Annotated in this window: 25 protein-coding genes; 13 read left to right on the top strand and 12 right to left on the bottom strand. The window is 62.7% G+C overall.

The window, feature by feature from the left end; translation table 11 throughout:
• Window positions 1–3: 3 nt before the first annotated feature.
• From pheT to infC, 8 genes are all read right to left on the bottom strand, one after another.
• The gene (gene pheT, locus AC4PTT_RS00975) at window positions 4–2,409 is read right to left on the bottom strand and encodes a phenylalanine--tRNA ligase subunit beta (protein WP_492161946.1); all 2,406 of its coding nucleotides are present in this window, start codon (window positions 2,407–2,409) and stop codon (window positions 4–6) included.
• 4 nt (window positions 2,410–2,413) lie between these two features.
• Window positions 2,414–2,836 (bottom strand): ASCH domain-containing protein, encoded by a 423-nt coding sequence (locus AC4PTT_RS00970; RefSeq protein WP_492161945.1) that lies wholly within the window; start codon window positions 2,834–2,836, stop codon window positions 2,414–2,416.
• The gene (gene pheS, locus AC4PTT_RS00965) at window positions 2,836–3,921 is read right to left on the bottom strand and encodes a phenylalanine--tRNA ligase subunit alpha (RefSeq protein ID WP_492161944.1); all 1,086 of its coding nucleotides are present in this window, start codon (window positions 3,919–3,921) and stop codon (window positions 2,836–2,838) included. Before pheS ends, AC4PTT_RS00970 begins: the two co-directional genes overlap by 1 nt.
• Window positions 3,918–4,805, bottom strand: coding sequence for a BUD32 family EKC/KEOPS complex subunit (locus AC4PTT_RS00960; protein WP_206995405.1), 888 nt, complete (start codon window positions 4,803–4,805; stop codon window positions 3,918–3,920). Before AC4PTT_RS00960 ends, pheS begins: the two co-directional genes overlap by 4 nt.
• 86 nt (window positions 4,806–4,891) lie before the next feature.
• Entirely contained in the window at window positions 4,892–5,293 is a 402-nt protein-coding gene (rplT, locus tag AC4PTT_RS00955; RefSeq protein WP_007009055.1) for a 50S ribosomal protein L20, read from the bottom strand.
• Between the two features lie 37 nt (window positions 5,294–5,330).
• Window positions 5,331–5,531, bottom strand: coding sequence for a 50S ribosomal protein L35 (rpmI, locus tag AC4PTT_RS00950; RefSeq protein WP_007009054.1), 201 nt, complete (start codon window positions 5,529–5,531; stop codon window positions 5,331–5,333).
• 245 nt (window positions 5,532–5,776) lie between these two features.
• On the bottom strand, window positions 5,777–6,412 hold the full coding sequence (locus tag AC4PTT_RS00945) for a methyltransferase family protein (protein WP_492161943.1): 636 nt from the start codon (window positions 6,410–6,412) through the stop codon (window positions 5,777–5,779).
• A gap of 131 nt (window positions 6,413–6,543) precedes the next feature.
• On the bottom strand, window positions 6,544–7,086 hold the full coding sequence (gene infC / locus AC4PTT_RS00940; RefSeq protein ID WP_113153689.1) for a translation initiation factor IF-3: 543 nt from the start codon (window positions 7,084–7,086) through the stop codon (window positions 6,544–6,546).
• Window positions 7,087–7,268: 182 nt separating this feature from the next.
• Between infC and AC4PTT_RS00935 the strand changes: the two genes are divergently transcribed.
• From AC4PTT_RS00935 to AC4PTT_RS00895, 9 genes are all read left to right on the top strand, one after another.
• Window positions 7,269–8,042, top strand: a complete 774-nt coding sequence (locus tag AC4PTT_RS00935; RefSeq protein WP_206553335.1) for an alpha/beta hydrolase — start codon at window positions 7,269–7,271, stop codon at window positions 8,040–8,042.
• A 163-nt stretch (window positions 8,043–8,205) separates the two neighbouring features.
• Window positions 8,206–8,637, top strand: a complete 432-nt coding sequence (locus AC4PTT_RS00930) for a DUF2852 domain-containing protein (RefSeq protein ID WP_492161942.1) — start codon at window positions 8,206–8,208, stop codon at window positions 8,635–8,637.
• Between the two features lie 95 nt (window positions 8,638–8,732).
• Entirely contained in the window at window positions 8,733–9,497 is a 765-nt protein-coding gene (locus tag AC4PTT_RS00925; RefSeq protein ID WP_206545522.1) for a M48 family metallopeptidase, read from the top strand.
• Window positions 9,498–9,877: 380 nt separating this feature from the next.
• Window positions 9,878–10,543: a phosphoribosylanthranilate isomerase gene (locus tag AC4PTT_RS00920; protein ID WP_113153692.1), complete on the top strand. Its 666-nt coding sequence runs from the start codon at window positions 9,878–9,880 to the stop codon at window positions 10,541–10,543.
• Window positions 10,544–10,553: 10 nt separating this feature from the next.
• On the top strand, window positions 10,554–11,774 hold the full coding sequence (gene trpB, locus AC4PTT_RS00915; RefSeq protein WP_297563667.1) for a tryptophan synthase subunit beta: 1,221 nt from the start codon (window positions 10,554–10,556) through the stop codon (window positions 11,772–11,774).
• A gap of 2 nt (window positions 11,775–11,776) precedes the next feature.
• Window positions 11,777–12,019: a hypothetical protein gene (locus tag AC4PTT_RS00910; RefSeq protein WP_113153693.1), complete on the top strand. Its 243-nt coding sequence runs from the start codon at window positions 11,777–11,779 to the stop codon at window positions 12,017–12,019.
• 114 nt (window positions 12,020–12,133) lie between these two features.
• Window positions 12,134–12,973 carry a tryptophan synthase subunit alpha gene (trpA, locus tag AC4PTT_RS00905; protein ID WP_317088521.1) on the top strand — a complete coding sequence of 280 codons (840 nt, stop codon included), beginning with the start codon at window positions 12,134–12,136 and terminating at the stop codon, window positions 12,971–12,973.
• Window positions 12,974–13,015: 42 nt separating this feature from the next.
• Window positions 13,016–13,966, top strand: coding sequence for an acetyl-CoA carboxylase, carboxyltransferase subunit beta (gene accD / locus AC4PTT_RS00900; RefSeq protein WP_206546516.1), 951 nt, complete (start codon window positions 13,016–13,018; stop codon window positions 13,964–13,966).
• Window positions 13,967–14,019: 53 nt separating this feature from the next.
• Window positions 14,020–15,363, top strand: a complete 1,344-nt coding sequence (locus AC4PTT_RS00895; RefSeq protein WP_206549103.1) for a bifunctional folylpolyglutamate synthase/dihydrofolate synthase — start codon at window positions 14,020–14,022, stop codon at window positions 15,361–15,363.
• Window positions 15,364–15,636: 273 nt separating this feature from the next.
• On the opposite strand, the gene AC4PTT_RS00890 is transcribed toward AC4PTT_RS00895, so the two are convergent.
• Window positions 15,637–16,404 (bottom strand): sulfite exporter TauE/SafE family protein, encoded by a 768-nt coding sequence (locus AC4PTT_RS00890; RefSeq protein WP_492161941.1) that lies wholly within the window; start codon window positions 16,402–16,404, stop codon window positions 15,637–15,639.
• A gap of 85 nt (window positions 16,405–16,489) precedes the next feature.
• Window positions 16,490–17,464 carry a complex I NDUFA9 subunit family protein gene (locus AC4PTT_RS00885; protein ID WP_113153698.1) on the bottom strand — a complete coding sequence of 325 codons (975 nt, stop codon included), beginning with the start codon at window positions 17,462–17,464 and terminating at the stop codon, window positions 16,490–16,492.
• Window positions 17,465–17,708: 244 nt separating this feature from the next.
• On the opposite strand from AC4PTT_RS00885, the gene gyrB reads away from it, so the two are divergent.
• The 3 genes from gyrB (at window position 17,709) to AC4PTT_RS00870 (ending at window position 21,397) form a co-directional block, all read left to right on the top strand.
• Window positions 17,709–20,156 (top strand): DNA topoisomerase (ATP-hydrolyzing) subunit B, encoded by a 2,448-nt coding sequence (gene gyrB / locus AC4PTT_RS00880; protein ID WP_113153699.1) that lies wholly within the window; start codon window positions 17,709–17,711, stop codon window positions 20,154–20,156.
• 169 nt (window positions 20,157–20,325) lie between these two features.
• On the top strand, window positions 20,326–20,820 hold the full coding sequence (locus AC4PTT_RS00875) for a hypothetical protein (protein ID WP_113153700.1): 495 nt from the start codon (window positions 20,326–20,328) through the stop codon (window positions 20,818–20,820).
• Between the two features lie 217 nt (window positions 20,821–21,037).
• Window positions 21,038–21,397, top strand: coding sequence for a hypothetical protein (locus AC4PTT_RS00870; protein WP_492161940.1), 360 nt, complete (start codon window positions 21,038–21,040; stop codon window positions 21,395–21,397).
• A gap of 193 nt (window positions 21,398–21,590) precedes the next feature.
• On the opposite strand, the gene lepA is transcribed toward AC4PTT_RS00870, so the two are convergent.
• Window positions 21,591–23,399: a translation elongation factor 4 gene (gene lepA / locus AC4PTT_RS00865; RefSeq protein WP_113153702.1), complete on the bottom strand. Its 1,809-nt coding sequence runs from the start codon at window positions 23,397–23,399 to the stop codon at window positions 21,591–21,593.
• 131 nt (window positions 23,400–23,530) lie between these two features.
• Between lepA and AC4PTT_RS00860 the strand changes: the two genes are divergently transcribed.
• Complete coding sequence (locus AC4PTT_RS00860) at window positions 23,531–24,004, top strand: MarR family winged helix-turn-helix transcriptional regulator (protein WP_371685963.1); 474 nt, start codon at window positions 23,531–23,533, stop codon at window positions 24,002–24,004.
• Between the two features lie 9 nt (window positions 24,005–24,013).
• On the opposite strand, the gene AC4PTT_RS00855 is transcribed toward AC4PTT_RS00860, so the two are convergent.
• Window positions 24,014–24,808, bottom strand: coding sequence for a DUF2189 domain-containing protein (locus tag AC4PTT_RS00855; protein ID WP_492161939.1), 795 nt, complete (start codon window positions 24,806–24,808; stop codon window positions 24,014–24,016).
• Window positions 24,809–24,863: the final 55 nt, after the last annotated feature.

The following is a 24,863-nucleotide window of genomic DNA, read 5'->3' as shown; positions in this document are numbered from 1 at the left end:
GATCTAACCGCGCAGCGTGCCGCCGGTCTGCTTGCCGACATTGGCCACGATGCGGCCGGCGATGGCTTCGAGTTCCTCGTCCGTCAGCGTCTTTTCACGCGGCTGGATCGAGACTTCGATGGCGACCGACTTCTTGTCTTCGCCGAGCGATGCGCCCTCGAAGATGTCGAACACGCGCACGGCGGTCACGAGCTTCTTGTCGGCTGCCGCAGCTGCCCGCTCGATGGTTGCCGCCTCGACCGATTTGTCGACCACAAAGGCGAAATCGCGGCGCACGAGCTGGAAGGGCGAAAGCTCCAGGCGCGGCTTGGTGCGCGTTGCCTTCGCCTTGGGCTCGGGGATCGTGTCGATGAACACCTCGAAACCGCAGATCGGTCCTTCGGCGTCCAGCGCCTCCAGCGTGCGCGGGTGAATCTCACCGAACGTGGCGAGCACGATCTTGGGTCCAAGACGGATCGTGCCGGAGCGGCCCGGGTGATACCAGTCCGGACCACCGGCCACGATCTGCAGCTTGTCGACAGGCGCACCCGCTGCCTCGAGAGCGGCCAGCGCATCGGCCTTGGCGTCGAACACGCCGACCGCTTCGCTGTTGCCTGACCAGTGACGCCCGGAGCCGTCCATCTTTGCCGTGCCGCGGCGGATGCCGCCGGCAACCCGGCGCTGGCCGGCATAGCTGTCATTCTCATAGGTGCTCGACACCTCGAACAGAGCCACATCGGCAAAGCCGCGCGCTGCATTGCGCTGGGCGGCTGCGATCAGGCCCGGCAGCAGCGAGGGGCGCATGTCCGACATGGCTGCGGCAATCGGGTTGGAGAGCTTGAGCGATGCATCGCCACCACCGAAGAGCTTCGCCTGCGCTTCATCGATGAAGGTCCAGGTCACGGCTTCCATCATGCCGCGCACGGCAAGAGCGCGCCGCGCATTGCGGGTGCGGTTCTGCAGGACGGTGAGGATCTGGCTGTTGACCGCGCCGTGGGAGGAGAGGGGCTCGGGCGCGATCTCGTTCACGCCGTGAATGCGCATCACCTCTTCCACCAGATCGGCCTTGCCGTCGATGTCCGGCCGCCAGGACGGCACGGAAACCTCAAGCACGTCGCCCTCGCCCGTGGAGGCGAAGCCGAGACGCTGGAGAATGTCCTTGCTCTCGGCGGTCGACACATCGAGACCGGTCAGGCGCTTCACCTCGCTCACCGGGAAGGTGATGCTGCGCGGCTCGTAGCCCTGATAGCCGACCACGCGGCTTTCGCTCGGCTCGCCGCCGCACAGGTCCAGAACGAGCCGGGTGGCGACTTCAAGACCGGGCTCCATCATCTCCGGGTCCGCGCCGCGCTCGAAGCGGTAGCGCGCATCGGTGATGATGCCGAGATCGCGGCCGGTGCGGGCGATGTTCATCGCGTCCCAGAGGGCGGATTCGATCAGCACGTCCGTGGTGTTCTCATCGCAGCCCGAGTGCTCGCCGCCCATGATGCCGGCAATCGACTCGACGCCATTGCCATCGGCGATGACGCACATCTCCGGGGTGAGTTTGTACGTGCGCTCGTCAAGCGCCAGAACCGTCTCGCCTTCTTTGGCCCGGCGCACGGTGAGGTCGCCCCTCACCTTGGCGGCGTCGAAGACGTGGAGCGGGCGGCCAAGATCGAAGGTCACGTAGTTGGTGATGTCGACCAGCGCGTTGATCGGGCGCAGGCCAATCGCCGTCAGACGCTGCTGCATCCATTTGGGCGAGGGGCCGTTCTTCACACCGCGCACGAGACGCAGCGCGAAGCCGGGGCAAAGCTCCGGTGCTTCGATGGTCAGCTCGACAGGGCACGCGCCCTTGCCGGCAACCGGCGTAATGGGCGCATCCCTGAGCGTGCCAAGGCCGGCAGCCGCCAGATCGCGGGCAATGCCATGCACGCCGGTGCAGTCGGGACGGTTCGGCGTCAGACCGATCTCGATCACCGGGTCGTCAAGGTTCGCCCAGCTTGCGAATGAAGTGCCGACGGGGGCGTCTTCGGGCAGGTCGATGATGCCGTTGTGCTCGTCCGACATCTGCAGCTCGCGTTCCGAGCACATCATGCCGTGGCTTTCCACGCCGCGGATCTTGCCGACGGAGAGCGTCACGTCGATGCCGGGCACATAAGCGCCGGGCGCCGCGAACGCGCCGACAAGGCCCGCACGCGCATTGGGCGCGCCGCAGACCACCTGAACCGGCTTGCCGTCGCCCGTGTCGACGGAAAGAACCCGCAGCCGGTCGGCATCGGGATGCTGCTCGGCTGTCAGAATTTTCGCGATCACGAACGGCTTCAGCGACGCCTTGTCGTCCACCTCTTCGACCTCAAGGCCGATCATGGTGAGCTTCTCGACGATCTCGTCGAGCGTGGCGTCGGTCTCAAGGTGCTCCTTGAGCCAGGAGAGCGTGAATTTCATGGCATCATTCCTTCGGGTCTTGCCGTTCCAGGATTTTCACCAGCCGGAACCGCTCGCAAACCAGTTTCATATCGGGGCTGAAGCCGCCATTTCTCTGGAAATAGGCCTCATGTCCCTCACGCCAGCATGTCAGCGAGAGGTCTCCCTCGCCTTCGGCGCGTGCAAAATCTTCGTCCACTTCGCTAAAGGCGCGAATGGTGACCTCTACCGTCTCGATTACGGCAGCAGGGCGTCCCTTGCCGTCAAGGACGATATCCTGCCGCCCAACCTGCGGCATTGGCTCGCCGCCGGCCTCGAAGTCGCTCAAGGCCCCGCAGGTCGCCGTCTTGCGTCCGGCAAGCACCAGCTCCAGCAGTTCATCTGCCAGCGCCGGGCTGTCGCCGAACGCGAAACGGATCGTCTCGCCATGGCCTTGAGACAAAGTCATCAGGCGCTCAATCCGCCGAAAAGCGTCGGCAGGTCGAGCGGGCGGAAGCCGTAATGCTCCAGCCAGCGCACATCCGCGTCGAAGTAATCGCGCAGGTCAGGCATGCCGTATTTCAGCGTGGCGATACGGTCGATGCCCATGCCCCAGGCAAAGCCCTGATACTCGTCCGGATCGAGACCGCAGGCGCGCAGCACATTGGGGTGCACCATTCCGCAGCCGAGGATCTCCATCCAGTCATTGCCCTCGCCGAAGCGCACTTCGCCCGGCTGCGAGCGGTCGCACTGGATGTCCACTTCCAGGCTTGGCTCGGTGAAGGGGAAGAAGGACGGGCGGAAGCGCATGTTCAGCTGCGGCACCTCGAAGAAGGATTTGCAGAATTCCTGCAGAACCCACTTCATGTTGGCGACATTGGCCGTCTTGTCGATCACCAGCCCTTCGAGCTGGTGGAACATGGGCGAATGCGTGGCATCCGAATCCTGACGGTAGGTCTTGCCCGGAATGACGATGCGGATCGGCGGTTCCTGGGCTTCCATCGTGTGGATCTGAACCGGCGAGGTGTGCGTGCGCAGGAGCTTGCGCTCACCCTTCTCATCCGGCGGGAAGAAGAAGGTGTCGTGCATCTCGCGGGCCGGATGGCCTTCGGGGAAGTTAAGCGCCGTGAAGTTGTAATAGTCGGTCTCGATGTCCGGACCTTCGGCGATGGCGAAGCCCATATCGGCGAAGATGGCCGTGATCTCGTCGATCACCTGGCTGATCGGGTGGATGCGGCCGCGCTCGGCCGGCGGGCGGCGCACGGGCAGGGTCACATCGACCTTCTCACGCTCCAGCCGGGCGTCGATGGCAGCTTCGCGCAGCTCGGTGCGCCTTGTGGTCAGCGCTTCGGTGACGCGCGTCTTGAGACCGTTGATCGCCGGGCCCATCACCTGCCGCTCTTCCGGCGACATGGAGCCGAGCGTCTTCAGCATCTGCGAGACCGAGCCCTTTTTGCCGAGCGTCGCAACGCGCACCGCCTCGATCTCCTGCTCGTCGGCGGCCGTGGCGATCTGCCCGGCGATGGTCTTTTCCAGTTCTTCGAGTTCGCTCATGCCTCGTAGCCCTTTTTGGGTTTGATGTCGTGCTGGCTCATTTCGGCGGGGCTGGCCGCCGCGTTGCCGAGAGCCGTTTTGAGAAACCGTGTCGCTTTCAACACGCGCTTGCCGTCGCTGCCAAGCCCCCTGTGCTCGATTGCGCCGAGAAAGGGGATGAGCGGCGAGAGAAATCGGACGATCCGCCGCAGTGCGTCGCGCACTCCGGAAGGCGGGGTGGCGAAATAGGCGTCGAACGCCGCCTGCGGCGTTTCGGGCTGCTTCGCCTGCATGCAGATCTGCAGAAACAGAAGCCAGACGTCACGCGCCTGCGCCGTGGCAAGCGGCATGGAGGCTTCCGGTTCTTCCTCGAAGTCGACGAAGCCCCAGCGTTCATCGCTGGTGATGAACATGTCGCGCGGGTGAGGACGGCCGTGACACAATCCGCGCCTGTGCGCGTCGTGCAGGGCCCGCGCCGCGTCAACGAGGAGCCTGTCATGGGCGGCGTCTTCGCCGTGCTGCGCCAGCATGGCCAGCTCGTTCTGGGCGATGGGAGCCACATTCGACAGAACGAGCACCCTGTCGTTGCGGAAGAGCAGTTTCGCCGTTGGCAGCCCTGCGGCGCGGAAGGCTTCGAGCTTGCGCGCTTCACGGTCGATGGCGCTTGCCCTGTTCGTTTTAGGTGACGCGCGCAGGAAGGCGGAGGGCATCAGCGGCGTCAGCGCCGTGTGCAGCCATTTGGCCACCGGCACCCGCTCCACATCGTAACGCTTGATCCAGACGGTCTGTCCGTCGAGCACGGCCGAGGAGACGCGCTCGCGCTCACCGGTGATGAGCATGCGCAGCAGTGTCGCCGTCGCTTCCGGCGAAAGAACGTCCTGCTCGTGTCTCGTCTCGTCGTTCATGGTCTTCATCACAAAGAAAAACCCGCGCCAGCCCTGCCAGCGCGGGTTTCCCGAACTAAACCTGATTGCTTCGGGAAGCGCTGGCCTTAGGCGACAGCGCTTTCAAAAGCATTCGGGGTGGTGTCCTTGAGGTACACGAGCGCTTCCTTGGACTTCTTCACCAGAGCGGCGAATGCCTGCGGCTCATGCACGGCCATGTCGGCCAGCACCTTGCGATCGATCTCGATGCCGGCCTTGTTGAGGCCGTCGATGAAGCGGCCATAGGTCAGGCCGTGTTCGCGTGCGCCGGCGTTGATGCGCTGGATCCACAGAGCGCGGAAATTGCGCTTGCGAGCCTTGCGATCGCGGTAGGCGTACTGCATCGACTTTTCGACCGCCTGCTTGGCGATGCGAATGGTGTTCTTGCGACGGCCGTAGAAACCCTTGGCGGCTTTCATGACCTTCTTGTGCTTGGCGTGGGCGGTAACGCCCCTCTTTACGCGTGCCATGACATGATCTCCTTAAATGTGTTCCGGGTTCCTGCGATTACAGGCCGTAGGGCATGAACTTCTTCACGATCTTCGTATCGGGATCGGAAAGAACCATCGTGCCGCGGGCATCGCGGATGAACTTGTTGGAACGCTTGATCATGCCGTGGCGCTTGCCAGCAGCTGCGACTTTCACCTTGCCGGTGGCGGTTACCTTGAACCGCTTCTTGACAGAAGACTTCGTCTTCATCTTGGGCATTTTGCTTCTCCGTTCTTGGCTCACGCCGGTGTGTCGGTGCAAACGGCTCCGCAAGGAGCGCCGGAAATCCAGCGGCGGCCTGAGCCGCATTTCGTCTGCTCGGTTCCCTGCGTGTGCTTTTCAGCATTAAGGACCGCCACGGCATGCCCTGCCGGCCGGTCCAGGAACGCGGCCTTATAGCGGGGGGCGAAAGATTGCGCAACTCCTGATTTGGCCGCGTTGCGGGGCGGGGTTGCGGGGCCGGATCAGTAGAGACGGAACAGAGTGGGCAGCAGCCCGAGATCCTGGACATATTCGACCAGTTCGAAGGCCGGCATGGCGAGAAAGAAGATCAGGCCGTCCCGCAGCGTTCCGTAAAGCCGCTCCGGCAGGATGGTCAGCGTCTTGGGATCGTGAAAGAGCTTTGGGTTCGGGAGGAATGAAGGCACGCGCGCCGCGTAGGCGTCATAGGCGTCGCCGAAGGTGTCGCGCAGGTGGTGTTCTTCGCGACGCGCGGTGATGCTGAGAATGAAAGCGGCCAGAGCGCCGCAGATCAGCGCCGCGATGATGCTGCCGGTCTGCGCGCCCACACCCATCGCGCCGATGGTGGAAAAGACATAGAGCGGATTGCGTGTGATCGAGTAGGGGTCGTCCTGCACCAGCTCCGCCGCCTTGCGCCCGCCGATATAGAGCGTGCACCAGAGCCTGCCCACGATGGCGATGCCGATCAGGCCGAGGCCGGCGATCTCGATGATCTCCTCAACATCAATGCCGAGTGGCTGGTAATGCGCCCAGCCGGAATGGAAAAAGAGAACGAAGCCGCACAGCAGAGAGGCAATCAGCCAGAAACTGGCGATGCGCAGGCGCTGGAACTGTCCAAGCGCAATCTGGTGAATGGACACGCGAAAACCCCCTAGCAAACCATGTTTATGGTTTTGCTAGGGAGGGAATGTGGCATTTTGTGGGGGAAGAGCCGGACAAAGTTCCGGCTTTATCGCGTCGAACGGCCCCGGCCCTTGCGGGCGCAGGCCTGTTACGTGGTGCGGGGCGCCAGAACCATCATCATCTGGCGGCCTTCGAGCTTGGGCTCGGCTTCCACCTTGGCAATCGGCTCGACCTCTTCCTTGACGCGGTTGAGGAGCTTCATGCCGAGTTCCATATGGGCCATTTCGCGGCCACGGAAACGGAGCGTCAGCTTGACCTTGTCGCCAGCCTCGAAGAAACGGCGCACAGCCTTCATCTTCACCTCATAATCATGAGAGTCGATGTTCGGACGCATCTTGATCTCTTTGATCTCGATGGTCTTCTGCTTCTTGCGCGCCTCGGCAGCCTTCTTCTGAGTCTGATATTTCATCCTGCCGAGATCGGTGATCTTGCACACGGGCGGCTTGGCGTTCGCTGCCACCTCAACCAGGTCAAGTCCGGCCTCTTCTGCAAGACGCAGGGCATCTTCCGTGGCGAGCACGCCGCGGTTGTTGCCTTCGTCGTCGATGAGCTGAATCTGGGGAACCCGGATGTCGCGGTTTGCGCGCGGGCCTTCTACTTTCTGAGGCGGCGCTTTGAATGGTCTGCGAATGGTCGTGATCTCCTCGAATTGTTAAATCACTGGGTTTCGGCACTGTTTAGCCGAGGCGTATGTCGTCTCGGCAGGCGAAGTGTCAATAGCATATAAGGTCAAAAGAATCACGTCGCACCTTTTGATTATGCCGGAAACGGTGCGGTTGAAAGAATTTATCCGGGTAAATAAGGAGCCAAACCATGACGGACGCCACCCCCAGCTTCCTGAAGATCGGCGATACGGACATCGCTTATCGCCACCGGACCGGCAGAGCGCCGGGCGTTGTCTGGCTGGGCGGCTACAAGTCCGACATGCTGGGCACCAAGGCCGAGGCGCTTGATGCGTGGGCCGGCGAGGCGGGACACGCCTTCCTGCGGCATGATTACTCGGGCCATGGCGAGTCCGGCGGCGCCTTCCGCGATGGCACCATATCCCTTTGGCTCGAGCAGAGCCTCGGTGTGTTTCGCGCCATGACCGAAGGCCCGCAGATCCTCGTCGGCTCGTCCATGGGCGCATGGATCGCACTGCGCATGGCGCAGGAACTCAACAGGGCGGGCGAGGGCGACCGGCTGGCCGGCCTTCTTCTTCTTGCGCCCGCGCCCGATTTCACCAGCGTGCTGGTCGAGCCGAAGCTTTCGGACGCCAACCGGCGGGATCTGGAAGAGAAGGGCTATATGGAAGAGCCGTCCGAATATTCCGACGAGCCCTATGTTTACACGCGTGCGCTTTTCGAGGACGGCAGGAAGAACCTGGTGCTCGACGGCGTCATCGACACCCATTGCCCGGTGCATATCCTGCAGGGCAAGGCAGATCCCGATGTGCCTTTCGCCCATGCCATGCGGCTGGCCGAGCATCTGCCGGCAGACGATGTCACCATCTCGCTGATCGGCGATGGCGATCACCGGCTTTCCAGACCCCGGGATATCGCGTTGATCTTGCGGTCGCTGGAAGGTTTGATCGAGCGTCCGGTTTAGGCCAATTGTTGAAAATGGCCGGTGAGTGTGGAAATAAATATAGGAAAAACAGAGGCTTGCCTGTTTCTCGTTTACCATTTCCTTGAAACCTGAAAAACAGCCCCCATCTCGAATTCATGCAACTTCCCGGGGGTTGCATGCTCAAGGAAAGGAACGGGTGATCATGACAAATTCTGCACTTATCCGTCCTGCCTGGACGCCAGCGACGATTGCTCTGATGGTGGTGGGTTTCATGGTTTTCTGGCCGCTCGGCCTCGCCATGCTCGCTTACATTCTGTGGGGTGATCGCCTCGGGGAGTTCAAGAAGGACGTCAACCGCAAGACTGATGAAGTCTTCGCCGGCTGCCGCCGCGCCTCGCGGAGCCAGTCGTTTACCGGCAACGTTGCCTTTGACGACTGGCGCAACAAGGAACTCGACCGGCTCGCCGAAGAGCGCCGCAAGCTCGACGAGGCGCGTGACGAGTTCGACGAATACATGCGCGAACTGCGCCGCGCCAAGGATCAGGACGAGTTCGATCATTTCATGAACGAGCGCAACAAGGGCCGCAAATCAGGCCGTGGCAAGTCCGTGCCGGACGTGACCGACGAGGACTGATTTTCCAAAACGGCAGGCATATGACTGGAACGGCATCTCTTTGAGGTGCCGTTTTCTTTGCGCATTTTCGCTCACGAATCGCTTAAACTTTCACCATGGCGCTTGGATTTCTCAACAAAATGATCGGGCTTAAGGTCGCCGCACCGCCGACCGAACGCACGCACCGGGTGGCCGGGCGCGAGCTGCCTTTGCGCATCGTGGAGAATGCGCGCGCCAAGCGCCTGACCCTGCGCATTGAGCCGGGCGGGAGAGGTCTTCGCATCACCGTGCCGCCGGGGCTCTCCCGGTCGCGTGAGGTGGAGGCGTTTCTGGACCGCCACACGGGCTGGCTCGAGGAAAAGCTGAAAAAGCTGCCCGAGCGCCCTGTGGTGCGCGCGGGCATCAAGATCCCGGTGCGTGGTGAGCCGCATCTGATCGTGCATGAGACCGGCCGTCGCGGGGCCGCACATGTCGCCACGCGTGATGGCGCGCCGGTGCTGGTCGTCTATGGCGACCCGGAGCACCTGCCCCGCCGTGTCGCCGATTTCCTGAAGCGCGAGGCAAAGCGCGATATCGAGGCACTGGTCGCCCGGCATACGGCCACGATCGACAAGCGCGCCCGCGCGATCCGCTTCCGCGACACCAAAAGCCGCTGGGGTTCCTGCACCTCCGACGGCGTTCTCTCCTTCTCCTGGCGCATCATGATGGCCCCGCCGCTGGTGATCGACTATCTGGTCGCGCACGAGGTCGCGCATCTGCGCGAAATGAACCACGGTCCCCGCTTCTGGAAGCTCTGCAAGGAGCTGTCGCCGGAAACGGATCGCTGCAAGGACTGGCTCAAGCGCAACGGAACCGCATTGCAGGCCATCGGCTTCGAGTGACGGTTGTGTTGGGCTGTGCGCTTTCTGGAGCAGGAGGTTCGCTGTGCTGTTGAGATGGCGGTGCCTGGCGCCCTCGCCCTTCGCCTTTCGGCAAGCTCAAGAAGCTCAGGATGAGGGCTACTGTGTGTTCACAGCCTGTGACATCCTCGTGGGACGGGTAGTTGACAGGCGAACACGCGATGCCCTCGCACAGCGCCCACGCAATGCCGGCATCTCAACAGCCCTCATCCTGAGCCTGTCGAAGGGCGAGGGCGAGGGCGCTCGGCGCCGCCACCTCCCCCCGGTTGGCCGCCTGACGCCCCGCATATCCTCGCCTCCAGCCCGCTGGCTCAATCGCGTTGTGCCTCGACTCCGCCGCCTTTTCGTGCGACTTCCCTGACATGACACTCGACGTAAAGATCTGCGGTCTGAAGACCGAGGAAGCGCTGGCTGCCGCGCTGGACGGCGGAGCGAGCCATATCGGCTTCATCTTCTTTGAAAAGAGCCCGCGCCATGTGGAGCCGGATCAGGCCGGACGCCTGCGTGAGGCTGCGCGCGGTCGCGCGGATGTGGTGGCCGTCACGGTCAACGCCGATGACGCGGCGCTCGACGCCATTGTCGCGGCGGCAAAGCCCGATATCCTGCAGCTCCACGGGGCCGAGAGCCCGGAGCGCGTGGCCGAGGTGAAGGCACGGTACGGGCTGCCGGTGATGAAGGCTTTTGCGATCCGCGAGGCAGCAGATCTCGAGAAGATCGCGCCCTATCGTGGCATCGCCGACCGTTTCCTGTTCGACGCCAAGCCGCCGAAGGGATCTGACCTTCCCGGCGGCAATGGTGTATCCTTCGACTGGGAGCTGCTTGCGGCCCTTGACGATGGCGTGGATTACATGCTTTCCGGTGGGCTGAACGCGGCCAATATCGGCGCGGCGCTGAATGCCGCGTCGCCCCGCGCAATTGACATTTCGTCAGGCGTGGAACGTGCGCCCGGTGAGAAAGATCCGGATCTGATACGCAATTTCTTCCGCGCCGTCCGGGCGGCGCGTGAAGGCGATGCGGTTCTGGCATGAGGAGAACACCTTGAACAAACCGGCAGAACCCAATTCCTTCCGGATTGGCCCGGATGATGACGGCATGTTCGGCATTTTCGGCGGCCGGTTCGTTGCCGAAACGCTGATGCCGCTGATCCTCGATCTGGAAAAACACTGGAACGAGGCCAAGGACGATCCGGCGTTTCGGGCCGAACTCGAATATCTCGGGCGTCACTATACGGGCCGTCCCTCGCCGCTCTATTTCGCAGAACGCCTGACCGAGCATCTGGGCGGCGCGAAGATCTACTTCAAGCGCGAGGATTTGAACCACACCGGTTCGCACAAGATCAACAATTGCCTCGGCCAGATCCTGCTCGCCAAGCGCATGGGCAAGACCCGCATCATCGCCGAGACCGGGGCCGGTCAGCATGGCGTGGCCTCGGCCACCGTGTCGGCCCGCTTCGGCCTGCCCTGCGTGGTCTATATGGGCGCGACCGATGTGGAGCGGCAGAAGCCGAATGTCTTCCGCATGCATCTTCTGGGCGCCGAGGTGAAGCCGGTCTCTTCAGGGCATGGCACGCTGAAAGACGCCATGAACGAGGCGCTGCGCGACTGGGTGACCAATGTCGAGGACACCTATTACCTGATCGGCACGGCCGCAGGCCCGCATCCCTATCCCGAGCTGGTGCGCGATCTTCAGTCGGTGATCGGCACGGAAGCGCGCGAACAGATCCAGGAGCTGGAGGGCCGGCTGCCCGACGCCATCGTGGCGGCGGTGGGCGGCGGTTCGAACGCCATCGGCCTGTTCCATCCCTTCCTCGATGACCGTCAGGTGGAGATCCACGGCGTGGAGGCCGGCGGACACGGGCTGGAGGGCGACGAGCACTGCGCTTCCATGACGGCTGGCCGTCCGGGCGTGCTGCATGGCAACCGCACCTATCTGTTGCAGAACGATGACGGGCAGATCCTCGACGGGCATTCGGTGTCTGCGGGGCTGGACTATCCCGGCGTCGGGCCGGAGCACAGCTGGCTGAAGGATTCAGGTCGTGTGATCTATTCGCCCATTCTGGACGATGAGGCGATCGAGGCGTTCCAGATGACGACGCGTCTTGAGGGCATCATCCCGGCGCTGGAATCGGCCCATGCGATTGCCCATGCGATCAAGCTTGCGCCGACCATGGGCAAGGACCAGATCATGATCGTCAATTTCTCCGGTCGCGGAGACAAGGACGTGCATACCGTTGGAAAGATGCTCGGCATGGAGATCTGAACATGTTCGAAATCTATCGCTCCAAGCAAAACCGGCACCACTATGTGGCCATCCGCCAGGACGACGATAGGGAAAACCCGCAGGGGATCCGGGAAAGCCAGAACCTTGCTTTCCTGACCCATGTGGCCGATGACGGCGAACCGCGCATCGCGTTCGATCCCGATGAGGCTAAAAGCCGGATCGAGCGCGATGGGTTCTATGCTTTCGCCGTGACCATCGATATCCGCGAACACGCTGAGGGATGATCTGTTTGCATGGTGTTGCCGCGTTCGTGATCGAGCGCCGAGGCCGCTGCAACCGCAAGGAATGCAAGACGGCGTGGGGGCGCCGCGCTGGATGTACGAGGACCAGAGACTGACATGACCACCCGCATTGACCGCCGCTTTGCGCGGCTGAAGGAAGAGAACCGTCCTGCGCTCGTGACCTATTTCATGGGCGGCGACCCGGACTATGAGACCGCGCTGTCGATCATGAAGGCGCTGCCTGCGGCGGGCAGCGACGTGATCGAGCTGGGCATGCCCTTCTCCGACCCGATGGCCGACGGCCCGGCCATTCAGGCCGCCGGCCTGCGCGCGCTCAAAGGCGGGCAGACGCTTTCCAGGACGCTCCGGATGGCGCGGGATTTTCGGGAAGACGACGACGACACACCCATCGTGATGATGGGCTATTACAACCCGATCTACATCTATGGTGTGGACCGCTTCCTCTCCGATGCGAAGGAAGCGGGCATTGACGGTCTGATCATCGTCGACCTGCCGCCGGAGATGGATCAGGAGCTTTGCGTTCCGGCCATCAAAGCGGGGCTGAACTTCATTCGTCTTGCCACGCCGACGACCGACGAAGAGCGCCTGCCGAAGGTGCTGGAGAACACGTCGGGCTTCGTCTATTACGTGTCGATGACGGGTGTGACGGGTTCGGCCCTGCCGGACACGAACAATGTTTCGGCTGCGGTTTCGCGCATCAAGGAACACACGGACCTGCCGATCTGCGTCGGGTTCGGGGTGAAGACGGCGCGCCAGGCGCGGGCGATTGGCGAGGTCGCGGACGGTGTTGTTGTCGGCAGCGCCATCGTGGCGACCATCGCGCAGTGTTACGACGCCGATGGCAACAGGATCGAAGACCCCGCCGAGGCCGTTGCGACCCTCGTCAAAGGGCTTGCGGACGGTGTGCGGGAAGCGCGCCTTGCTGTTGCCCGATAGACGGCGCATTCTCAGTATCCAGAAGAAAAGAAGGCAAATGGAATGAACTGGATCACCAGCTATGTGAGGCCGAAGATCAACTCGATGCTCGGTCGTCGGGAAATGCCGGAGAACCTCTGGATCAAGGATCCCGAGAGTGGCGAAATGGTCTTCCACAAGGATCTGGAAGACAATCTCTGGGTCATTCCCTCCTCCGGTCATCACATGAAGATTTCCGCTCGCGAGCGGTTGAAGTCCTTCTTTGACGATGGCGAATACGCGGTTCTGGAAAATCCGAAGGTCGTGATCGACCCGCTGAAATTCCGCGATGAGCGCCGCTACACCGACCGCCTGCGCGACGCCAAGGCCAAGACCAGCATGGAAGACGCCGTGCTGAGCGGTGTTGGCCGCGTGGAAGGTCTGGAGCTGGTGGCAACCGTTCAGGACTTCGCCTTCATGGGCGGCTCGCTCGGCATGGCTGCCGGTGAAGCGATCGTCCGCGCCTTCGAGACGGCTGTGGAGCGCAAGCTTCCGCTGGTGCTTTATGCTGCTTCGGGTGGCGCGCGCATGCAGGAAGGTATTCTTTCGCTGATGCAGCTTCCGCGCACCACGGTTGCGCTGGACCGGCTGAAGGAAGCGGGCCTGCCTTACATCGTCGTGCTGACCAACCCGACCACCGGCGGCGTGACGGCGTCCTACGCCATGCTGGGCGATGTTCACATCGCAGAGCCGGGCGCGCTGATCGGCTTTGCCGGCCCCCGCGTGATCGAGCAGACCATCCGCGAGAAGCTGCCGGAAGGCTTCCAGCGGGCTGAATATCTGCGCGACCACGGCATGGTCGACATGGTGGTTTCGCGTCTGGAAATGCGTGAGACCATTGCGCGGCTCCTGAAAATTCTCCTGAAGGAGAAGGTCGAGGCCAAGCCGGAAATCGTCGAAGAGGTGGTGGTTGAAGAGGCCGAGGCCGTTTCGGACGCTGCGCCCGAGGCAGAAGCCGAGCAGCCCAAGGCCTGAGCCAGACTGGCTGTCGCCGGCCGAGACCCCATCCTTCTTCGGACAGGACTGCAATGACCACTCTTTCTGCCGAGCGGGAAATCGAGCGTCTGCTTTCGCTCCATCCCAAGGGCTTCGACCTGTCGCTCGAGCGCGTCACGCGCCTGCTCGAGCGGCTGGGCAACCCGCACCTCAACATGCCGCCCGTCATTCATGTGGCGGGCACCAATGGCAAGGGCTCGGCAACGGCCTTTTCGCGCGCCGTTCTGGAGGCGTCGGGGCGGGTGGTTCACGTCCACACCTCGCCGCATCTGGTCAACTGGCACGAGCGTTACCGGATCGGGGCAGAAGGCGGCGGCAGGCTTGTCGAAGACGCGGTTCTGGCCGATGCCGTGGCGCGGGTCGCCGAGGCCAATGGCGGCGAGGCGATCACCGTCTTTGAAATCCTCACGGCGGTGATGTTCGTGCTCTTTTCCGAGCATCCGGCGGATGTGGCCATTGTCGAAGTCGGTCTGGGCGGGCGTTTCGACGCCACCAATGTCATTCCCCGCCCTGCGGCCAGCCTCATCATGCCGATTTCGCTTGATCACGAGGCTTATCTGGGCGACCGGGTGGAGCTGATCGCGGCCGAGAAGGCCGGGATCATCAAACGCGGCTGTCCTGTCGTGGTCGGACAGCAGCCCTTCGACGCCGCGCGCGAAGTGCTCGTCGATACGGCTGAGCGGCTCACCTGTCCGCTGACCGTCTATGGCGAGGACTTCCTCGCTTTCGAAGAGAATGGCCGCATGATCTATCAGGACAATGACGGTCTGTTTGACATGTCATTGCCCCGGCTCACCGGACGGCATCAGATCGCCAACGCCGCCGCCGCCATCGCGGCGGTCAAGGCAGCGGGTTTCCCCGTCGATCTGCGTGCGGCGGAAACGGCCATGGAACGCGTTGTGTGGCCTGGCCGTTTGCAGCGGCTCGAGGCCGGCCCGCTGGCAGATCTGGCCCCCGAGGGCTCAGAAATCTGGATTGATGGCGGTCACAATCCCGGCGCGGGTGAGGCGATTGCCGAAGCGCTCGCGTCTGAAGAGGATCGCTCGCCGCGCCCGCTTTTCCTGATTGCCGGCATGATCAACACCAAGGATCAGACGGCATATTTCCGCGCTTTCGAGGGCATGGCCCGCCATGTCTACACGGTTCCGGTGGCGGCAAGTGATGCCGGCGTGCCGAATGCCGAACTGGCTGCCCGGGCGATGGAGGCGGGGCTTTCCGCCGAGCCGGTGCACTCGGTGGCCAATGCGCTGAAGCTCCTGCATGACACGCTTGATGCCGGTCGCGACGGCACCGAGCCGCCGCCACGCATTCTCATTTGCGGTTCGCTCTACCTGATCGGTGAGGTTCTGGCCGAGAACGGCACGCCGCCGCGTTAGTCCGGTTGGGGGAAGCCCGACATCCACGCCCGGCTCCTCCCCCCTCCGCTCCTTCGTCATCCTCGGACTTGATCCGAGGATCCATGCCGGAACGTTTGGGACCACCCGCAGCCTTTGAAGATCGTGCATCGTTTTCTGTGCCGGTGCCGGGGGGCGGCAATGGCATGGATCCTAGGTTCAAGCCATAGGATGACGAGGTGGGGAGGTGTATGGCGCAAGCCTCACCGGAGAAAGGCACCGGGGCGCCACCCGGCCAGCCAAATGGATAACCCCTTACACCATCCCCATCAGGCCGCGTCGGATGAGGTCCAGTGCGAGCAAGGTCAGGCCGATCCTGAACCAGCGCCGGAACGTCTCTTCCGGCATTTTTTCCAGAAGACGGCTGCCATAGAGGGTTCCAAGATAGCCCGAGGCGATCATCAGGGCGATGAAGGGCAGCCAGTGCCAGAAGGCGAACCCCGCAACGGCAAACACGACGGCCTTCAGTGCGTGCTGCACGGTCATGCCGGCGGCGTGGGTGGCGACCAGCGCCTTGCGATCATCGGGAATGATCTGCGCGAAGAAGGCGGACAGGAGTGGTCCCGTCGCGCCGACAAACATGGTTGCGAGCGCCAGAACGGCGCTGCCGAAGGCAAGGCCGGCATGGCCGAGGCGGGCCGCACCGGGGATCTTTGTCCAGGTAACCGCGATGACGAACACGCCCAGAACGAGCTTCAGCAGCGCGTCGGGCAGCTGCACGACGAAATACGCCCCGACGGCGGCGCCGATCAGGCTGCCGAGAATGAACGGTGCGGCGATGGAAAAGCGGATATGCGCGCGCTGGCGCCAGGCGCGCCCGGTGTTGGAGCCGAGCTGGACGGCTCCATGCACGGGGATGAGTGCTGCGACCGGAATGAAGAGGCCGAGCAGCGCCAGCATGGCCACCCCGCCGCCGACGCCGAAAGCGGCTGTCAGCGCCGAAGTGAAGAAGCTGGCGATGATAAGGAGAAGCGCCGGGAGCGCTCCCAGCGTGTCAGGCAGAAATGTCTCCCAGCCGCCCAACAACAGGTCCTAGATCACCGTGCGCCCATTCGGGCGCACAAAGGACAATCCATTTCCCTGATGGAGCATCGGAATAACCGATGCTCTAGAGGAACTGCTTGCGGGTGAACTGGCCTGCCGGGCGATAACGCCACAGATAGGTGGGCAGGATGGCTGCAAGCGAATGCTTCTGGATGCCGAGCCCGTCGAGCGTGCGGCCGGCGGCTTTCGCCTCCTCGGAAACGACATTGTCGGACTTCAGAAGCTTCACCTGGTCGAGCGTCAGCATCGGCTTGGGCAGAAGGCCGAGAATGCGGGCCTGAATGCGCGCCACGAACCAGGGCAGGGAAACGAACCAGCGTTTGCGGTAGGTGGCTTCCAGCATCTCTTCGAGGCATTCGCGGAACGAAAGCACTTCCGGGCCGCCCAGCTCATAGATCTGGCCGCCTTCCAGATCGCCGTCCACGGAGCGGGCATAGGCTTCGGCCACGTCGCCCACATAGACAGGCTGGAACTTCGTCTCGCCACCGCCGATGAGCGGCAGGAAGGGCGAGAAACGCGCCAGATTGGCGAAGCGGTTGAAGAAGTCGTCTTCCGGACCGAACACGATGGACGGGCGAATGATCACCGCATCCTTCACGGTCTCCAGAACCGCCTGCTCGCCCAGCGCCTTGGTGCGGGCGTAGTCGGAGTCGGAATTCAGGTCGGCGCCGATGGCGGAGCCATGCGTCAGCTTCGCGCCGGCTGCACGGGCGGCCTCCGCGACGGCGCGCGCGCCGAAATTCTGCACGGCGTCGAAGGACTGACGGCCGGATTCATAGAGGATGCCGACCAGGTTGATCACATGGTCTGCCCCTTCAACGGCCCGGTCGATGGAGGCGCGGTTGCGCAGGTTTGCCTGCACGGCCTGCACCTGTCCCACATTGCCAAGCGGCTGCAGGTGGATCGCCGAATTGGGGTTGCGGCAGGCAACGCGCACACGATGCCCGCGCTTGGTGAGCGCCTGCACCAGATGACGGCCGACAAAGCCTGAGCCGCCAAAAATGGTGATGAGCTTAGGGTTCTGGCTGATCGTTGCCATTTGCCTCGGTCTCCGATTTCTCAGGGGCTACATAGTCGGTTTCGCGCCAAAGGCAAAGGGCGATGGGGCAACAAGATGAACATGTCGCGGCGCAAGCCGTCATCCCCAGCCCGAAATGGCCCGAAAACTTGGAAAAAAGCCATGAAACGCCTATATCTTGGTCAGTGAGCGCTGACTGATTCGCAGCGCGTTTTTCCCATGCCCTACAGGGGGTTCCCTCCGGGCTCCTGAGTGAAAGAATTTGATGAGCGACACGCCCGAAACTCTCCCAGGCGAACAGGCCGAATACGGCGCGGAATCCATCAAGGTATTGAAGGGGCTGGACGCTGTTCGCAAGCGCCCCGGCATGTATATCGGCGACACGGATGACGGCTCCGGCCTGCATCACATGGTCTATGAGGTGGTCGACAACGCCATTGATGAGGCGCTTGCCGGTCACGCCACGCTGGTGACCGTGACGCTCACCGCTGACGGCTTCGTCACCGTCACGGACAATGGCCGCGGCATTCCCACCGACATGCATGCGGAAGAGGGGGTCTCGGCGGCCGAGGTCATTATGACGCAGCTGCACGCGGGCGGTAAGTTCGACCAGAACTCCTACAAGGTGTCTGGCGGTCTGCACGGCGTGGGCGTGTCCGTGGTGAACGCGCTTTCCACCAAGCTGAAGCTCAAGATCCGCCGCAAGGGCCAGATCCACGAGATGAGCTTCTCGCATGGCGTTGCCGATGCGCCGCTGGCCGTTACGGGCGATGCGGGCAGTGAGACGGGCACGGAAGTGAGCTTCATGCCTTCGCCCGAGACCTTCACCATGACGGAGTTCAACTACGACACGCTGGAGCACCGCCTGCGCGAGCTCGCGTTCCTGAACTCCGGTGTGCGCATCCTGCTGACGGACAAGCGTCATGCCGACGAGAAGAGCCAGGAATTCCTGTTCGACGGCGGCATCGTGGAGTTCGTGAAATATCTCGACCGCGCCAAGAAGCCGCTGATCGAAGCCCCCATCGCCATTGGCGGTGAGAAGGACGGGATCACGGTGGAAGTGGCGATGTGGTGGAACGATTCCTACCACGAGAACGTGCTGTGCTTCACCAACAACATCCCGCAGCGCGATGGCGGCACGCATATGGCCGGCTTCCGTGGCGCGCTGACGCGCCAGGTGACCGGCTATGCAGACAGTTCCGGCCTGACCAAGAAGGAAAAGGTCTCGCTCACGGGCGATGACTGCCGTGAAGGCCTGACGGCCGTTCTCTCGGTCAAGGTGCCGGACCCGAAGTTCTCGTCACAGACCAAGGACAAGCTCGTGTCCTCGGAAGTGCGCCCCGTGGTGGAAAGCCTCGTCAACGAGGCGCTTGGCACATGGTTCGAAGAGCATCCGACGGAAGCCAAGACGCTGATCGGCAAGGTGGTGGAAGCGGCCTCTGCGCGTGAGGCAGCCCGCAAGGCGCGCGAGCTGACGCGCCGCAAGGGCGTGCTCGACATCACCTCGCTGCCGGGCAAGCTGGCCGATTGCCAGGAACGCGATCCGGCGAAGTCCGAAATCTTCATCGTCGAGGGTGACTCCGCTGGCGGCTCGGCCAAATCCGGCCGGTCGCGCAAGAACCAGGCGATCCTGCCGCTGCGCGGCAAGATCCTCAATGTGGAGCGCGCCCGCTTCGACCGCATGCTGTCGTCCGACATGATCGGCACGCTGATCACGGCGCTCGGCACCGGCATCGGCAAGGACGAGTTCAACGCCGACAAGCTGCGCTATCACAAGATCATCATCATGACGGACGCCGACGTCGACGGCGCCCACATTCGCACGCTGCTCCTGACCTTCTTCTTCCGGCAGATGCCGGAGCTGATCGAGCGTGGAAACCTCTATATCGCCCAGCCGCCGCTCTACAAGGTGACGCGTGGCAAGTCCGTCCAGTACATCAAGGACGAAGCGGCGTTCGAGGAGTTCCTGATCAATTCCGGTCTTGAGGAAGCAACGCTCGAACTGTCCAATGGCGAAGTGCGTGGCGGGCAGGACCTCAAGCAGGTCATCGACGATGCACGCGGCGTGCGCCAGCTCATCAATGGCCTGCACACACGCTACAGCCGTTCCGTAGTCGAGCAGGCGGCCATTGCCGGTGCGCTCAATGCGGCGGTGCTGGCCGATCCGGGCAGGGCAGCCGAGGCCGCACAGAAGGTGGCCGAACGTCTGGACATGATCTCCGAAGACATCGAGCGCGGCTGGGAAGGTCGGGTGAACCCCTCCAATGAGGGCGCTGGCGGATATCTTTTTGAGCGCACCGTGCGCGGCGTGCGCGAAGTGGTGGTGCTGGATTCGGCGCTTGTTGCGTCGGCTGATGCGCGCGCCATTGATCGCTACACCGAGCGCCTGCAGGAGATTTACACCAAGTCTCCGATGCTGCGCCGCAAGGACAAGTCCGAAGTCATCAGCGGGCCGATGGCGTTGCTCGACGCCGTGTTCGCCACGGGGCGCAAGGGCCTCACCATGCAGCGCTACAAAGGGCTGGGCGAGATGAATGCCGAGCAGCTCTGGGAGACGACGCTCGACCCGGATGCGCGTTCGCTGCTGCAGGTGAAGGTGACGGACGCCACCGACGCGGATTCGCTCTTCTCGCGCCTGATGGGCGACGAGGTGGAGCCCCGCCGCGAGTTCATTCAGGACAATGCGCTTTCGGTGGCCAATCTCGACATCTGACCGCTTTGCGAGAAGAACGCTTTTGAAACGGCGCGGAGAGATCCGCGCCGTTTTTCTTTTGTGCTGCGAGGAAGCAGTCGCCGGCCCGGATCGCACTTGTCGACACGCGCGCTGTTTCGCGGGATGATCGGCCAGTCGGGGCAAATCGGGGCCAGAACGGAGGCTGGCGATGCGAGCCTTTTCCTTCAGGAACATCATCATCGCGGCGCTGGCGCTGTGTGCGGTGCTGTTCGCGGTGGGCTGGTTCACGCGTGAGGACCCTGCCGACGCGCCCTACCTTAAAATCCTCGGCGGCGGGTTCATGTTCAACTATCGCGAGGCCGAAATCTTCTACGGTTTCACGGCACAGGTGGTGCGCCCGCTCGCCAGCGGGTCGATCATCGAAGCGACGTTCGAGGATCCGGCGGGTGGTGCGCCGCTGGTGGTTTCCGAGCGCGTGAGCACGATGACGGATCGCTACGCATTGCGCACTCCGCCCGTTCGCGGGGTTGAAGCGAAGAAGCCCTATCGCGTCGAGATCCGGGTCTATGATCGTACGAAGACCACCCTGCTCTGGCAGGAAGAGCACAGCTATGCGAGCCAGATTGCCGATACGGTTGTTCCGGAAAAGCCGCTCACGATCGGTCCGGGCTATCACAGGAACCCGGAGCTTGAACGGCGATAGCGAAGTGGCCTTGGGTGCAGCCTGATTTTTTTTATGAACCTTTCTCCAGCGTGCAGCGACTGACGAATGCTGGAGCATCGGACCGAAAAGTGGAAACCGGTTTTCGGATAATTCCGTTGCTCCATCAAGAGCTTAGGTCGTCCTTGTGCGTCCGTATGGACGCACGGCGATCCGGGGCGCGAATGCCCCTTCTGAAAAACGCTACTGGAGAAACAAAATGTCCTATTCGTTCAACGCACGTCGCTTCGCCATGGTCGCCGCATCGCTTGCCATGATCACCGCAACCGGTCTGCCGACGGCAAGCGTCGCCGGCCAGTTTGCACTGGCCCCGCAGATGGCCGGTCCCGCCATGAACTGCTCCATTCCCAATCATGTGGTCTGTACGATCAGCAGCGCCAAGGGGCTGAAGCTGGTGAAGATCACCGCCAACACGCCGCAGGGCAGCGTGAACCTGGTCAACAAGTCCTACAATGGCTGTCCGAAGCAGGTGCAGGTTTCCTGGGACTCGGCCTACCAGATGGCCGGCAAGCAGATCGTGGAATGCAATGGCGGGGGCTTCCGGCTCAAGGCGCGGTGAAGCGCCACCCTCTGATCACCAACACCCGGACGGTGCCGCCGGGTACGGGTGGCGGGGCAGCCCGCACAGGTGGCATCAAGCGTGAGACCCGCAGGCTTTCGCCAGCGGGTCTCATTGCTTTTCCGGTGTCAGGCGTTTCCGTCTGGCCTGACCCAGGTTCGTCCTTTAAGCGTCCTGATGGACGCACGGCGATCTAGTCGCTCATCTTCAGCGCCTGAATGAAGGCTTCCTGCGGAATCTCCACCTTGCCGAACTGGCGCATGCGCTTCTTGCCCTCTTTCTGCTTCTCGAGCAGCTTGCGCTTGCGGGTCACGTCGCCGCCGTAACACTTCGCCGTCACGTCCTTGCGCATGGCCGAAATGGTTTCGCGCGCGACCACCTTGCCGCCAATGGCGGCCTGGATCGGGATCTTGAACATGTGGCGGGGGATCAGCTCCTTGAGCTTCTCACACATGGCGCGGCCGCGCTTTTCGGCAGCCTGCCGGTGCACCAGCATGGAGAGCGCGTCGACCGGCTCTTCATTGACGAGAACCGACATCTTCACCAGATCGCCTTCGCGATATCCGATGATCTGGTAGTCGAAGCTGGCATAGCCCTTGGTGATGGATTTGAGCCGGTCATAGAAGTCGAACACGACTTCGTTGAGCGGCAGCTCGTAGGTCACCATGGCGCGCTTGCCGACATAGGAGAGGTCGGTCTGGATGCCGCGACGGTCCTGGCAGAGTTTGAGGATCGGGCCGAGATAATCGTCCGGCGTCAGGATCGTCGCCTTGATCCACGGCTCCTCGATCGTGTCGATGCGCACAATGTCCGGCATGTCGGCGGGGTTGTGCAGCTCCACCTGGTCACCGGAGGTGAGGTTCATGCGGTAGACCACGGAAGGCGCGGTGGCGATCAGGTCGAGATTGAACTCGCGCTCAAGCCGCTCCTGAATGATCTCCAGATGCAGAAGGCCGAGGAAGCCGCAGCGGAAGCCGAAGCCGAGCGCCGCAGAGGTTTCCATCTCGAACGAGAACGAAGCGTCGTTGAGGCGCAGCTTGCCCATGGCGGCGCGCAGGTCTTCGAAGTCGGCGGCATCGACCGGGAACAGGCCACAGAACACCACCGGCTGCGCCGGCTTGAAGCCCGGCAGGGGCGATGTGGTCTGGCGCTTGTCTTCGGTGATCGTATCACCGACGCGGGTGTCGGCCACTTCCTTGATCGAAGCCGTGATAAAGCCGATCTCGCCGGGGCCAAGTTCGTCCACCATCACCATCTTCGGGGTCATCACGCCAACCCGGTCCACCGGATATTTGGCGTCGGTGCCCATCATGCGGATGGTCTGGCCCTTCTTGAGCTTGCCGTCGATCACGCGCACCAGCACGATCACGCCGAGATAGGCGTCGTACCAGCTGTCGACCAGCAGCGCCTTGAGCGGGGCTTCCCGGTCGCCGCCTTCGGGGGCGGGGAGGCGGGTGACGATGGCTTCCAGAACATCGTCGATGCCCACGCCGGTCTTCGCCGAAATCGGGATCGCGTCGGAGGCGTCGAGGCCGATCACCTCTTCGATCTGCTCTTTCACGCGCTCGGTGTCGGCTGCGGGCAGATCCACTTTGTTGAGAACGGTGACGATCTCATGATCGTTGTCGATGGCCTGATAGACATTGGCCAGCGTCTGCGCTTCGACGCCCTGGCTGGCGTCGACCACGAGAAGCGAACCCTCGCACGCCGAAAGCGAACGCGAGACTTCATAGGCGAAGTCCACGTGGCCGGGCGTGTCGATCAGGTTCAGCACATAGTGCTCGCCGTTTCGCGCATCATATTCGAGGCGCACGGTCTGGGCCTTGATGGTGATGCCGCGTTCACGCTCGATGTCCATCGAGTCGAGGATCTGATCCTTCATCTCGCGATCGGCCAGCGAACCCGTCATCTGGATCAGCCGGTCGGCAAGGGTCGACTTGCCATGGTCGATATGCGCGACGATGGAAAAGTTGCGGATATGGGAAAGTGGCGTGTTCGTCATGTCGCAGGCTCTAGCAGGCGGCCTCATTTTCGACAAGCATATTGCGATGGCAGATTGCAGCGTATGCAGCGGCAGAGTGCGCTTTTCGGAAAATGAGGCCTCTTATTGTACCGACGGCGCGCCCACCATATATGCTCGGGATGAGCAATCCAGACAGACACAAACTCGGCCTCCTGATCCATGACGTCGCGCGATTGATGCGCCGGCGCTTTCAGGAGAAGGGCAACGAGTACGGACTTTCATCCGCTCAGTGGGGACTTCTGTTCCGGTTGATGAAAGAAGACGGCGTGCCGCAGGCGCGGCTGGCCGAGTTTCTGGAAGTGGAGCCGATCAGCGTTTCGCGCATGGTCGACCGCATGGCCGAGAATGGCTGGGTGGTGCGGCGCGCGGGCAGAATGGACCGGCGCGTTCGCATGATCCACATCACCCAGAAAGCGCGTGAAGCCTGCGACAGCATTCGGCAGATCAGCACGTCTGTCTATGACGAAGCACTTCTTGATATGGCCGAGGACGAGCGCAGGGTTCTGGTTGGCGCGCTCAACAAGATGGCCGCCAATCTATGCGCCACGGTGTCCGGCGGCAACGGGCAGACCGCCTGCCCGTAAGCGCGTCTCTCACTCCGCAACCAGTTTGCGATAGAGATGCCATGTCGCGTGGCCGAGGATCGGCATGACCACGGCAAGGCCTGCGAAGAGCGGCAGCGATCCCACAAACAGTGCGCCTGCAACGAGCAGGCCCCAGAGTGCGATGGGCACCGGATTGGTGCTCGCCGCCCGCACGGATGTGATGATGGCGGCCACGGCGCCGCAATCGCGATCAAGCAGCATCGGAAACGCAATGGACGTGGTGATCAGCACCACCAGGGCGGAGATGAAGCCGATGGCATTGCCAAGCAGCAGAAGCATGAAGCCCGCATCTGTCGTGAACAGGGTTTCGAGGAAATGCGTCATCGATGTCGGCGGTTCGGGACCGAGCAGGCGCGTGTAAAGCCCCTGCGCGACGAGAAGCCACGCTATGAACATCGCAAAGAGCATCGCGCCGACCGCCCCAATGGACGGGATGGCCGGTGATCTGCGCACGTCGAATGCATGCCGCCAGGATGTATCGAGCCCGGCTTCGCGCCGCCGGCTGATCTCATAGAGGCCGAGTGCCGCAAACGGGCCAAGCAGGGCAAAGCCCGAGACGAGCGGGAACAGGAGCGGCAGCGTATTTGCGCCCGACGCCCAGTAGATGAGAACCACACCGACCAGCGGATAGATGAGGCAGAGAAACCCATAGTGCGATGGCTTCTGCCAGAAGTCGTCGAGCCCGCGTCCAAGCGCGTCGATCACATCCGACGTGGTGATCTTTCGAACGGCCGGCAATGTGAGTGTCTTGTCGGTTCCGGCCATGACGTGAAAACCAGTCATTTTCTGACCTCCCGGATTGGCCGGGTTGCAGGCCGCAGCCCGGCGACAGCATGGC

It is taken from the genome of Nitratireductor sp. WH36-1 (assembly GCF_058725515.1).
The sequence above is the reverse complement of the archived record's forward strand: the minus strand, read 5'-3'. Positions and strand labels throughout refer to the sequence as shown.